The sequence below is a fragment of the Sediminicola luteus genome (assembly GCF_002514735.1).
Lineage (GTDB): Bacteria > Bacteroidota > Bacteroidia > Flavobacteriales > Flavobacteriaceae > HQA918.
In genome coordinates this window covers 743,034-755,030 of sequence record NZ_KZ300476.1, presented here as the reverse complement: position 1 = coordinate 755,030, position 11,997 = coordinate 743,034, and the positions used below count along the sequence as shown (strand labels likewise).

Genomic DNA, 11,997 nt, shown 5'->3' with positions numbered 1-11,997 from the left:
TTCTTCCAGATTTTGGAAACTAAGGTTTCCCTTCTTCCAAAAAACAAAAAGCCCACCTACTGGTGAGCTTTCTTACTTGATGTGACCTCGGCAGGATTCAAACCTGCAACCTTCTGAGCCGTAATCAGATGCGCTATTCAGTTGCGCCACGAGGCCGTTGTCTGGATTTTCGGCGATTGTTCCATTCAATCTTGCGCTATTCATCCCGATTCAGATAGCTATCGGAACTATCGGGAGCGCCACGAGGCCCTTAATACCGTTTTGTAACGGGTGGCAAATATATTTCTTTTTACATTTACCACAAAATAACTGACCCTAAAAAAATGGATTTAAAAAAGTTTGTTCGCGATGTGCCTGATTTTCCGAAAGATGGCATTTTGTTTAAAGATCTAACTACGCTATGGAAATCGCCAGAAGCCCTAAAAGAAGCAGGGAAAAAGCTACTCGAACTCGTAGATAATCACCAAATCGATGTAGTTATTGGTATAGAAAGCAGAGGGTTTGTATTTGCACCCATGATGGCCGTGGAACTACAGGCTGGGTTTGTACCCGTTCGTAAAAAAGGGAAACTCCCGGCTCAAACCTTACAGGCCGAATATGCCTTGGAATACGGAACGGATGTCTTGGAAATACATACCGATGCCATTAAAAAAGGGGACAGGGTATTGATCCACGACGATGTACTGGCCACAGGGGGTACGGCGGCGGCCGTGGTCGAGCTGGTCCAGCGCATGGGGGGCGAGGTAGTACAATGTAATTTTATAATGGAGCTTGGTTTTTTAAACGGTCGCGGGAAACTCCAGGGGGTACCCGTTGCTGCTTTATTGGATTATTGATCCACAGCCCTACAGGTAACATAATATTTCCAACCGATAAGGGCCAGTTGCCATTTTTTGGCCTGGGCCAAATCAAGCCTGCTTTTGGTGAAAGATGGTAAAAAGATGCGGTTTATTTTCGCGAGTATGCGGAATAGCGTAGTGGTTCCCATAACCACAAAGATATATTTTTATGTAAAACCGTTTATAAAAGGAATAAATCCCAGTATAGGGCCTACATAAAAATCGTCATAGTTGATAAGACAATCGCCAAGATTATTTTTACAAGGGTAATCATAATGCTAATGGTTTTAGTGGTATAAATGTATGGAAAACAGTGGGTATGGCCTTGGGTTTTAATATTTAAATAACATAACCATCTTAAAAAGATGGTTATGTAGGGGTATTCGATGATGATCGTTTTTTGATGGTCTATATCTCGTATTTACTTTCGCGTGGTTACATGAATAACCCCTTTTTTAGCCTTTCTGCCATATTGGGCCACATTGGCAGCCTCATCTTTAGAGATTGCAATGGATTCTATTTGATCCACTGGAATTTTATTCAGTTTGCGCTTAGAAGATTTTTTACCATCGACGAAAATAAGCCCTTTAAAATCCGAATATTCTATTTGTGGGTTTTCCTCGGCCATGGCCTTGTGGAATGCGGTAACCGTAGTGGTGCTTGGGTCTATGTTGGGGCTTTTTACGGCACTAACGGTCCAGCCATTAGCTTTAGTAGTAATTTCCATGACACCATTAGCACCTTTAGAACCATATTGCTCTTTTGCTATTTCCCCTTTAATTACGTTTATGTTTTTTATTAGATTCGGCGGTAAAGTAGAAATTGAACTGTAGGGTTTAATTTTACCGTCTATTACGATTAAGGGCTTGTCATCGGAATCAGTCTGTGTAAAAAAGAAAGCATCCTTATCTTTGGTCTGTCTTATTTTAATGGTATTGTCGTTACCCGTCGCAGCCTGAAAAACCTGAATGGAGTTATTTTTTCCATCTGTACTTTCTATGGCTATGATGTCTTCGGCACCCTTGGTTTCCCGGATTTTTATATTGCGATCGTTCTTTTTGCCCCAGGCCTTGAATTCGTCTTGGTCCATTTTTTTGCCATTGACGGTATAGACCGCTTGGTCCCCTTCTTTGTTTATTTCAATGGTCTCATCGTCATTGGAGGTCCAAACAAAGGTATTACCGCTAGTGGCTTTTGTGGTTTTGAAAAAGGATTGCGGTTTCCCATGGTTCACAAAAACACCGCCTTTGGCGTGTTCCCCAAAAACCAAGGGCTCTGTTAAGTTGGTAAAGTTACTTTTCATAAGTCCGCCATGGCTGCCTTTATATTCAAAATCCATGGCACTGATATGGCCTTTGGCATCCCGTGTCAGGTTGGTAAGGGTAAGCTGGCCACCATCTTTTTTAATCTGCGATTTTAACTGGGCGATATCGGTATCCGATGCATCGGCCGCAAGAATATATTCCGTGGTCTTAGCATTTTCTTTGGTCTGTGCCACTACTTTAGTGTTGAACATGAACATAAAAGCGGCCAATAAGGGTGCGACAAGGGCATAGCGCCAGATTTGTTTGTTAGAACTGTTTTTTGTGTTCATCATTACGATTCGTTTTTTGACTTGCCCGCCCAAAGACAAACGGCTCAACCATTTGTCGGGAAGCGGCAATCTGATTAATGGATTAAAAAATGAATGGGTCAGCGCCGGACTAAATCCGGTGTGTACCGACTTTACCAAGAGGTATTGATAGGTTTTGTTTTCGGTTAGTTGATTTTGTGTGCCTTGATCGGCTAAAAATTCAAGGTTCTCTTGTAGTGCTTTGCGATACAACCAAAAGAAGGGGTTCCACCAAAGTACCAAGGAAACTATTTCCAAGAATAAGAGATCTATACTATGTTTTTGTTTGGCATGGACTTTTTCATGGGTAAGGATCATTTCGGTTTCCGATTCCGAATAGCTTTGGGTCGGCATAATGATAAAGTTGAAAAAAGAGCAAGGATCGATAGTAGCTTTAGGGTGCACCAAAACATAGGCGCCTACCTTGATTTTCTGGGCACCCCTAAGAATTTTGGTCAATCCAATAACACGGGCCACCAATCGAATTCCCATAACCAAGCTTCCCATAACCAAGACCCAATAGATGATATCGAATAAGTTAAAAGTTGTGGTAGCAATATCATTTTGAGTATACACGGCAGTAAGGGGTACTTGTAGTGCATAGCTATCTACATAGACCGTACGGGTAAACTCTATAAGTGGGATTATAAAAGAGAGATAAAGCCCACCTAATAAAAAGAAGCGATTAAGTTTGAAAAAAGTGAGCCGTTTAAGAAGAAACCCATAGGTAGTATAAAAAATAAGAAGCACTAGTCCAACTTTGGCCAAATAAGAAATAGTATCCATATTATTTTCCTTTTTCTATAAGTGCAATAATTTCCTTTAACTCTTCCACAGAAATTTTTTCTTCCTTGGCAAAGAAGGAAACCAAACTTTTATACGAATTCTCGTAATAGTGCGATATGGCTTCGTTAATAAAGGTTTTTCTATAGGCTTCCTTGGAAATTATGGGGTAATACCTATGGGTGTTGCCAAATGACTCATGCGCCACAAAACCTTTATCCTCTAAGTTCCTGACTAGGGTAGAAAGGGTGTTGTAATGGGGTTTTCCCTCGCTGATCTCGGCCATGATTTCCTTTACGAAGGCTTTTTGCAGCTTCCATAAGATTTTCATGACCACCTCTTCTTTGTTCGTTAGTTTTTGCATACCGAAGATTTTGATACGAACATACAACTGCTTTTTTAGTTGTGCAACTATAAAAGCAGTTAATTAACGTAATTTTTAGTTTTTGTTTGTGGTTAGCTTGTCGAAAAAACAAAAGGCCCCAAGTAATCGGGGCCTTATGATGGCAAGAGTTTAAATAGCTGAAGTTACCGCTGGGGCTGTTCAAGGGTATTGGCTAACGCTCTTATTGTTTCAGATCTATTCTCTTTTTTGCACCATATTCTTGGCCATTTCGGCGCCAATTAGTGACTGTAATAGGTTGCCTTCACCTTGTTTTTGGCTGCCCTCCATATATACCTGGGGCAGTTTTAGTTCCTTCAGTTCACGAGCCACGCCAACCGAGGTCTTGTATTCCCATTCGGCCCGCTCCTGTGGGGTAAGTCCGGCTGAGACCAATTTAGCGTTTTGGTAAGCTTCGGCATCGGCCAAGGTTTTTTTGGTCTTGGCCTGAAACTGGGCCACTTCGTACTTTTTACGTTCTTCAACTAGGTTGAACTCGGCCACTTTGGCCTTGGTCTCGGCCTCAATAGTTTGTTGTATTTGTTCCTTTTCCAAACGGGCGCGTTCTTGGGCTTTGTTGGCCTCACCTTTGGCCTTTTCTTTTTGGGCCCGGTAGAACTCGCGCTCGGCCTGTTGCTTTTCCAATTGGGTTTGGGCTACTTCCTCCTTTTGAAGTTGCAGTCTTTTGTCAAAGGTTTCTTCCCAATCGATTTCGGTAACCACGGCCTGTATCACGGTAAGTCCGTAGGCTTTTAAAGAGTTGCCCCTTTCCCGGATAATTTCCCCGTTACGCACCTTGATCTTAAAGCGTTTTTGTTTGGCCTCTTTATTAACTACGGTTCTAATAGTGGTACTGTCGCCGATAACATCAGGTTTTTGGTTCAGCGTAAACTCCTCTAGCTGGTACATGCCGTTTTCAAGTTGATCCTTAAAGTATCGATCAAAATCGGCGGCCTGGCCCGAGATATAGTCTTGGGCGTCCATCAGTTTACAGGTGTTTTTTATGGCCTGGTCTATATTGGGTATAATACGCGAACGGATCAAGTTACGTTCGGTCTTGTTGCGATCGGCCACCGATAGAAACTGGTGCTCGTCTTCGGTATTAATAGAAATAACCACAGAGGTCGCTATACGCGCTTTTACCGCATCGCTAAAGGCCCAATATTTGGCAATGTCCACATTGGCATATTTGCTCTGCTCACCTACTTCGCCTTCTCCATTCGGAATAACATACTTAATAGGCAATTCGAATTGGATAGGGATCAAACGTCCCCACATTTTGGTGTTGATACCTTGACGGAAAACACCTTTTTGTCCGCCCCAAGGATATTGTACCGCATAGGCGGTTCCCGGTTCTGCATAAAAGAACATGCCGCTGATAACACTTAAGGCGGCACCTACCAGAATAATCTGTATGCTTTTTCGGGTACTGAACCAGTTTAAAGTGGGGTTGTTCTTTATGAATAGTCTTAAAAAAAGGGTGGCTATACCACCCAAAACAATGAAAATTCCAAAAATTGTGATCATGGTTATAGTATTAAAAAGGTTAATATTATGAGAATAGTGTAATAAATAATGATTTTTATTAAAGTTATCATTGATAAAACTGAAATTGGTTGCTAATATTTTTCGATTGTTTTTTGAATATACAGGAGTGTCGAAAATGCCGCCAAATAATTTTTGTTAAAATGATACAGTTGCTTTGTTAATTGTAAGTATAAAAACGAATAAGGTTTTAACAAGATAGATTAAGTCTACAAAATGGTTGTTTATAGTAAGTCTATACCGCTCTACTGGTGAAAAATTGTTCGTTTTGTAGCGGGGTTTTTGGGTTGGTTTTAAAAAGCAAGGGCCTTTTCATTTTTTAAAAGGGCATTTTTGGGCTTTTGGTTTGGTCCATCGTTTTTTTCTGCTGCCCTAAAAGGATATCTTTGGCCATCTAAAACACACCCATGCAAGAATTACTTTTTATCGTTCTAGGTCTTACCCTTTTGATATTTGGGGGCGATTGGTTGTTAAAAGCCGCTGTGGCTTTGTCACTTCGTTTGAATATCCCCAAAATCGTAATAGGCATGACCGTGGTTTCCTTTGCGACTTCGGCCCCGGAACTTATAGTGAGTATTAAGTCGGCCTTGGATGGTTTTCCAGATCTGGCCTTGGGTAATGTGGTGGGTTCCAATATTGCCAATTTGGGCCTAGTACTTGGGGTTACGGTGATTTTAGGGCATATGGATGTACGGAAGAGTTTCTATACCACCGATTGGCCGGTTATGATGCTGGCCTCCCTGCTCTTTTTCGGCTTTATCTATTTCGATGGGGAATTACAACAATATGAGGGCGGTATCATGGTAGTGCTACTATTTGCGTTTTTGGTGTATTTATTACGATTCCAAAAGCAGGCCGTAGCCGACGAAATGCCCGAAGACGATGAATTGTTGCCCAACTATAAGACCGCGCTCTTTTTGGGTATCGGTGGCGTGGCCCTTTGGGGCGGTAGCGAGCTTTTGATTGAAGGCGCGGTTGGTTTAGCTAGTAATTTAGGGGTCAGCGAAAGGGTAATCGGGGTTACCGTGGTTTCTGTGGGAACCAGTATCCCGGAATTGGCCGCCTCTATTATTGCCGTATTAAAAAAGGAAAAAGCGATTTCGTTGGGGAACCTGATCGGATCCAATATTTTTAACCTATTGGCGGTATTGGGTATTACTTCCTTGATAACACCTATACAAGTGAACGATCCCGGTTTGCTTTCCAATGATATTTTCTGGATGCTGGGAATTTCCTTCTTGGTATTGCCATTGGTATTCGTACCCCGAGGGTTGCGCTTGGGCTGGCGCGATGGTATAGTATTGCTGGCGGTCTATTCTTCTTTTGTGTATTTGACCTTGGTTTAGGAAAACTGCGATTTGGGTTTCGTACTTGGTGGTCAACTTCCGTCTTTTTGAGTGCTTTGGTATAGTTGTTGTGTTTAGGTTTCGGCTGAACTTAATGAAACCATCATGCAAAAACCAAATTCTCAAAAATGCCTCATCCGTAGCGTTTTTGGCTTAGTCATTTTAGCGTTCGTCATTGTATCGTGTAAGAAGGAAGAAAAATTGCTTCCAAGTACCTATTTAGATCTCGTATTTTATCATAAAAACGACAGCGCCCGTACGTTTAGCCATTGTTATTTCAAACTGCGCGAAGTTGATGATAATTTTGGTGACTTTATCCAACAGCATCCAAACCGGTTTATTTATTTGGCGTCACATTATTCTAAAAGGGAGGATTTCGTGAAGTTGTATCCGGATACTTTGAGAATAAGGGAATTGCTGAAAGACTACATAAATGACCAACCTTTTCGGTCTACTTTTAGCCTGTTGGCCATGCAAGATATGTCCGAAGGCAATAAATTTTCTTGGGAAGAGGTGATGCAGGTGGCTTCCAGGTTTTTTGAAGTAGTGGGGGTTAAAGGTAAGTATAGGTTAAAAATTTGCACTGGAAATGATTTTAGTGGACTTGAGATAAAGGGTAATCGGGCTCTGTTGGAAGCTATGGTATATGAGGCGTTGGCGACCGAAAGGGAAAGGGCCAAACCTTCTAATGCGGATTTTGTTGAAAATGCACGGACCTATTTTTCAGAAGCGCTAAAAAGTATGGAATCTAAGCAGTCTGGAATGGAAACGATCAATGTTAAAAATGAAGTCTATTCCCAAATGGCCCAAGACAAGGCGCTAAAAAAGTATTTACATCATTATTTCAGTAATGAAACCAATAGTATTCCGATTACTTTGATCGACGATTAGTTTTCGGATTCCGAAATAATTCAGCTGAAATTGTTGATAAAACGGGCAATGCCGTATGAATGTCGTACGAAAAAACGAGGTTTTACTTTGAATTAGTGGGTGATAGCCAGTACTTTTATTGGAAAATGTTAGAACATGTCCAAAAAAGATTTTGGCGCTGCCTTAGTGCGAATTCGAAAAGCCAAGGGGTTGACCCAAACCGAAGTAGCTGGAATGTGCCATTTGAATATGCGCACCGTGCAACGTATCGAATCCGGGGAGGTTACTCCAAGGGATGCTACCATTAGGTTGTTGTCCGACGCCTTGGGTATGGACTATTTCGAAAGCAGACATGATTATCGGCAAGAAAGTCAAAAATCCTTTTTTACCAGTCTGATAGAAGTGACAAACCTTAAAACCAACACCATGAAAAAAGTATCCGTATTGACCATTGTTGTTTTGTCCGTCGTTTTGGTAAGCGGTTATGTTTTTAAAACCGAAGCCCAAACACCGACAAAAGTAAATGCCGTAGGCCTAGTCACTACCAAAAAAATGCCGCCATCATTCTTTGCTGAGAGGTTCGATGAATTTAAAATTGACGGACACCTAGTATGGGTTAGGAAAGGCAATAAAAAAGGATTATGGAATACAAGCGGGAAGGAAATCATTCCCTGTGATTTCGACGCCCTTGAGGTTGATGATGGGTTGGTGGGTGTTTACAAAGGCAGGCGCATGGGTATATTCGATCTGGAAGGAAATGTTATCGTACCCTGCGAGTTTGAACATTTAGAGGTAGATGATGGTTATGTTGCGGTGTACAAAAAGGGGAAAATGGGGCTTTGGGATCTAGAAGGGCATATGATCATTCCTTGCAAGTACGATAATTTTAAGGTGGATGGTGGTTTGGTGGCCGTTTTCAACCGCAATCAAATGGGGGTAATGGATTTTGATGGAAAAACCATTGTGCCTTGTCGTTTCGATACTGTCGAAATAAATGGCGGCTATGCTTGGGTAACCAAAAACAATAAAATGGGGTTGTGGAGCTTGGAAGGAAAAGAAGTGTTGGCCTGTAGATATGATAATATTCGCTTAGATGGGGCCATGGCTTTGTTGGAAGAGAAAGGTAAGATAAGTAAAATGGCCCTCTGATAATGAAAAAAAAGCGCCCCAAAAGGACGCTTTTAATATAAAGTAATGTAACTGTTCTTAGTTATCTACGGCCTTAACCGTTTTAATGATACGGGCGGCGATTTTGTAGGGGTCACCGTTAGAGGCAGGTCTACGATCTTCCAACCATCCTTTCCAGCCGTTTTCTACGGTAATGATCGGAATACGGATAGAGGCACCACGGTCGGAAACACCATAGCTAAAGTCTTTAATCGATGCAGTCTCGTGCAATCCGGTCAAACGCTCTTCGTTAAAGGCACCGTAGACATCGATGTGGTTTTCGGCTTCTGGGCGGAAGGCCTCACAAATCTTCTCATAGGTTTCTTGGGAACCACAAGTCCTTAAAGTGGTGTTCGAGAAGTTGGCGTGCATACCCGAACCGTTCCAGTCTCCTTTGATCGGTTTTGGGTGTAGCTCTATATAGTAGCCATACTTTTCGGTCAAACGGTTCAGTAAATAACGGGCTACCCAGATTTCGTCACCGGCTTTTTTGGCACCTTTGGCAAAACATTGGAACTCCCACTGGCCCGGGGCAACCTCTTGGTTTATCCCTTCGATGTTCAATCCGGCCTCGATACATAGGTCCATATGCTCTTCAACGAAATCGCGTCCCCAAGTATAACGACCACCAACAGAACAGTAGTACTTACCTTGTGGTCCAGGGAACCCACCACGTGGGAAGCCAAGCGGAAGGTCGGTTTCGGTATCCATTAAGAAGTATTCTTGCTCGAATCCGAACCAAAAATCATTATCGTCGTCATCAATAGTGGCACGGGCGTTAGATGGGTGTGGTTTACCATCGGAATCCAATACTTCACACATTACTAAAAAGCCTTTCGCCCTTTCCGGATCGGGGTAAATGGCAACGGGTTTCAATAAACAGTCGGAGGCTCCGCCTTCGGCCTGTTCGGTAGAACTACCATCGAAAGACCAGATCGGACAGCTATCCAAGTTGCCGTCGAAATCGTCAACGATTTTGGTTTTACTACGCAGTTCTTGGGTGGGCTGATGGCCGTCTAGCCATATATACTCCAGTTTAGTTTTGCTCATGACAATAAATTATTTTGTTGCTTACGGCTTCAAAAGTAGTGTTTTATAATTTCACGGATGGTTTTTTAGGGGGTGAATTGCAGAAATACACGATATTTTTCGTCAACCCCTAAAATTTTAGGGGGTTAATTTTTGAAATTGTATTTTTACCCCAATCAAATTGAAGTATTGCAACCAAATACCAAAGATTATGTCCTTTTTACGATTCAATGCCCTAAAAGAAAGCGGTAATCGACCCAAAATGCCCATTGAGGAAAAAGGTCGGCGGTCGGAAATGTTCGCTTCCCATGTATTCAATAACGAGAAGATGCAACAGTACCTTACCAAAGATGCGTATCTCAGCGTACAGGCGGCGATAATGAAAGGGGCCAAGATCGAGCGTAAGGTGGCCGATCAGATCGCCGAGGGTATGAAGACTTGGGCCATTAGTATGGGGGCTACACATTATACGCATTGGTTTCAACCCCTTACCGGGTCTACGGCCGAAAAACATGATGCTTTCTTCGAAATCAATAAAGAGGGTAGGGCCGTTGAAAAATTCGGCGGCGGACAATTGGTACAGCAAGAACCCGATGCTTCGAGCTTCCCGAACGGGGGTATACGAAACACCTTTGAGGCCCGTGGGTATACGGCTTGGGATCCCACTTCCCCGGCATTCGTATATGGGTCAACCTTATGTATACCGACAATTTTCGTAGCCTATACCGGCGAAGCTTTAGATAATAAGGCGCCTTTGCTTCGGGCATTGCATGCCGTAGATGAGGCAGCTACCGAAGTGGCCCGCTATTTCGACAAGACCGTAAATAAAGTATGGGCCACTTTGGGTTGGGAACAAGAGTATTTTTTAGTGGATAAGGCTTTGGCCTATTCCCGGCCCGATATAGCCTTGGCAGGGCGAACTATAGTAGGTAAAGCTTCGGCCAAAGGTCAACAACTCGATGATCATTACTTTGGGGTAATCCATAGTCGGGTGCTCGATTTTATGAAAGATCTAGAGCGGGAATGTACGCTGTTGGGCATTCCGGTCAAAACACGTCATAACGAGGTGGCACCCATGCAGTTCGAAATGGCTCCGGTTTTCGAGGAGGCCAATTTGGCCGTAGACCATAACCTATTGCTTATGGATATCATGGAAAAGGTGGCCGATAGACATAATTTCAAGGTATTGTTCCATGAAAAGCCCTTTGCTGGCGTGAATGGATCTGGTAAACACAACAACTGGTCTTTGGCCACCGATACCGGCGTGAATTTGTTGAGTCCGGGTACTACCCCCATGAAAAACCTACAATTCCTTACCTTTTTCGTCAATACCATAAAGGCGGTGGATACCTATGAAGAACTATTGCGTTCTTCCATAGCCTCGGCCAGTAACGACCATAGGTTGGGGGCCAACGAGGCACCTCCGGCCATTCTATCCATATTTATCGGGGAGCAGCTCAATGGGGTTTTGGATGATCTCGAAGGGGTTTCCAAAGGAAAATTGTCCCCAGAGGAAAAAACCGAGTTAAAGCTAAACGTTGTCGGGAAAATCCCTGAAATTTTATTGGACAATACCGACCGTAACCGAACCTCACCCTTTGCGTTCACCGGAAACAAATTCGAGATGCGTGGGGTGGGCTCCAAGGCCAATTGTGCCAAACCCATGACGGTGCTCAACACCATTATGGCCAAGCAACTGAAAGACTTTAAAAAAGAGGTCGATAAGCTGGTAGATGGCAAGGATTTTAAAAAGGATGAAGCCATTTTCAATGTGCTTCGGGAGTATATCAAAAGCTCGAAGCGTATCCGTTTTGAAGGTGATGGCTATAGCGAAGCCTGGGAAAAGGAAGCCAAAAAGCGTAAACTGAGCAATAATAAGAATACCCCCGAAGCCTTGGCCGTGTATACCCATAAGGCTAGCTTGGCCCTGTTTAAAGAAATGGGGGTAATGACGGAAGTTGAGGCCACGGCCCATAAGGAGGTAGAGTTGGAAGCCTATGTGTTCCATATTCAAATCGAGGGTAGGGTTTTTAATGAGTTGATATACAATCATATTTTACCGGCCGCTGTCGATTTCCAGACCGGTTTGTTGAAAAACATCCAAGCCCTAAAAGAGGTATACGGTACGGGCTTTAAGAAAATGGCGAGTCCGCAAATGGCTATTGTAGAAGAGGTTTCGTTGCATATAGAGGCCATAAAAAGATTGACCGACGAAATGACTGCCGAAAGGCGCTCGGCAAACGCCTTGGAGCATATAGAAAAGAAAGCGGCTGCCTATTGCGACAAGGTAAAACCGCATTTTGATGAGATACGGTACCATTGCGATAAATTGGAAACCCTGGTGGCCGATGATCTATGGCCATTGGCCAAATATAGGGAGCTGTTGTTCCTAAAGTAAACTGAGGGATTAAACCTTAGAAGAAA

General features: G+C 43.0%; 10 protein-coding genes and 1 tRNA gene. 5 read left to right on the top strand and 6 right to left on the bottom strand.

All coding sequences use genetic code 11. The features are described 5' to 3' along the window. Positions 1-82: 82 nt before the first annotated feature. Positions 83-156, bottom strand: a tRNA-Arg gene (locus B7P33_RS03090). Positions 157-323: 167 nt separating this feature from the next. Between B7P33_RS03090 and B7P33_RS03085 the strand changes: the two genes are divergently transcribed. Next, positions 324-836 (top strand): adenine phosphoribosyltransferase, encoded by a 513-nt coding sequence (locus tag B7P33_RS03085; protein ID WP_097440479.1) that lies wholly within the window; start codon positions 324-326, stop codon positions 834-836. Here the strand turns inward: B7P33_RS03085 and B7P33_RS03080 are convergent. From B7P33_RS03080 to B7P33_RS03065, 4 genes are all read right to left on the bottom strand, one after another. After that, the gene (locus B7P33_RS03080) at positions 830-988 is read right to left on the bottom strand and encodes an SsrA-binding protein (RefSeq protein WP_097440478.1); all 159 of its coding nucleotides are present in this window, start codon (positions 986-988) and stop codon (positions 830-832) included. The two genes, B7P33_RS03085 and B7P33_RS03080, sit on opposite strands and share 7 nt — an antisense overlap. A gap of 272 nt (positions 989-1,260) precedes the next feature. Then, positions 1,261-3,237, bottom strand: a complete 1,977-nt coding sequence (locus B7P33_RS03075; protein ID WP_097440477.1) for a M56 family metallopeptidase — start codon at positions 3,235-3,237, stop codon at positions 1,261-1,263. Between the two features lies 1 nt (position 3,238). After that, complete coding sequence (locus B7P33_RS03070; RefSeq protein WP_097440774.1) at positions 3,239-3,598, bottom strand: BlaI/MecI/CopY family transcriptional regulator; 360 nt, start codon at positions 3,596-3,598, stop codon at positions 3,239-3,241. A gap of 216 nt (positions 3,599-3,814) precedes the next feature. Next, the gene (locus B7P33_RS03065; protein WP_097440476.1) at positions 3,815-5,143 is read right to left on the bottom strand and encodes an SPFH domain-containing protein; all 1,329 of its coding nucleotides are present in this window, start codon (positions 5,141-5,143) and stop codon (positions 3,815-3,817) included. 425 nt (positions 5,144-5,568) lie between these two features. On the opposite strand from B7P33_RS03065, the gene B7P33_RS03060 reads away from it, so the two are divergent. The 3 genes from B7P33_RS03060 (at position 5,569) to B7P33_RS03050 (ending at position 8,526) form a co-directional block, all read left to right on the top strand. Next, positions 5,569-6,507: a calcium/sodium antiporter gene (locus B7P33_RS03060; RefSeq protein WP_097440475.1), complete on the top strand. Its 939-nt coding sequence runs from the start codon at positions 5,569-5,571 to the stop codon at positions 6,505-6,507. 105 nt (positions 6,508-6,612) lie between these two features. Then, positions 6,613-7,398 carry a hypothetical protein gene (locus B7P33_RS03055; protein ID WP_141402378.1) on the top strand — a complete coding sequence of 262 codons (786 nt, stop codon included), beginning with the start codon at positions 6,613-6,615 and terminating at the stop codon, positions 7,396-7,398. Positions 7,399-7,533: 135 nt separating this feature from the next. Continuing rightward, positions 7,534-8,526 carry a WG repeat-containing protein gene (locus B7P33_RS03050; protein ID WP_097440473.1) on the top strand — a complete coding sequence of 331 codons (993 nt, stop codon included), beginning with the start codon at positions 7,534-7,536 and terminating at the stop codon, positions 8,524-8,526. Positions 8,527-8,583: 57 nt separating this feature from the next. Here B7P33_RS03050 and B7P33_RS03045 read toward each other — a convergent pair whose 3' ends face one another. After that, positions 8,584-9,594 carry a glutamine synthetase beta-grasp domain-containing protein gene (locus tag B7P33_RS03045; protein ID WP_097440472.1) on the bottom strand — a complete coding sequence of 337 codons (1,011 nt, stop codon included), beginning with the start codon at positions 9,592-9,594 and terminating at the stop codon, positions 8,584-8,586. Between the two features lie 190 nt (positions 9,595-9,784). Between B7P33_RS03045 and B7P33_RS03040 the strand changes: the two genes are divergently transcribed. After that, complete coding sequence (locus B7P33_RS03040; protein ID WP_097440471.1) at positions 9,785-11,971, top strand: glutamine synthetase III family protein; 2,187 nt, start codon at positions 9,785-9,787, stop codon at positions 11,969-11,971. Positions 11,972-11,997: the final 26 nt, after the last annotated feature.